The organism is Streptomyces sp. NRRL F-525, assembly GCF_000716605.1.
Classification (GTDB): domain Bacteria; phylum Actinomycetota; class Actinomycetes; order Streptomycetales; family Streptomycetaceae; genus Streptomyces.
In genome coordinates, this window is record NZ_JNXE01000117.1 from 1 (window position 1) to 587 (window position 587).

Below are 587 nucleotides of genomic sequence, written 5' to 3' on the forward strand. Positions count from 1 at the left end.
GGCCAGAAGATCACCGACCGGGTGGCCGGGATGCGCACCCTGCCGGTCGGCGTCGACCAGCGCAGCGCCTGCCGCCACCCCGACTGGACCGGCCCCGACGACCTCACCATCAAGATCGGCGAACTCCGCGAGATCACCGACTGGAAGAAGCCGATCTACGTCAAGGTCGGCGCCACACGCACCTACTACGACGTGAAGCTCGCCGTCCACGCGGGCGCCGACGTCGTGGTCGTCGACGGCATGCAGGGCGGCACCGCCGCCACCCAGGACGTGTTCATCGAGCACGTCGGTATCCCCACCCTCGCCGCGATTCCCCAGGCGGTACGGGCACTTCGGGAACTCGGCGTGCACCGCGAGGTCCAACTCATCGTCTCCGGCGGCATCCGCACCGGCGCCGACGTCGCCAAGGCCATCGCGCTCGGCGCGGACGCGGTCGCCATCGGCACCGCCGCCCTCATCGCCCTCGGCGACAACCACCCCCGCCACGACGCCGAGTACCGCCAACTCGGCTCAGCCGCAGGCTACTTCGACGACTTCCAGGACGGCCGCGACCCGGCCGGCATCTCCACCCAGGACGAGGAACTCGC

Annotated in this window: 1 protein-coding gene; it reads left to right on the top strand. The window is 70.9% G+C overall.

The window, feature by feature from the left end:
• Positions 1 to 587, top strand: a 587-nt coding sequence (locus tag OO69_RS48120) for a glutamate synthase-related protein (protein ID WP_033287384.1), incomplete at both ends; no start/stop codon positions are given.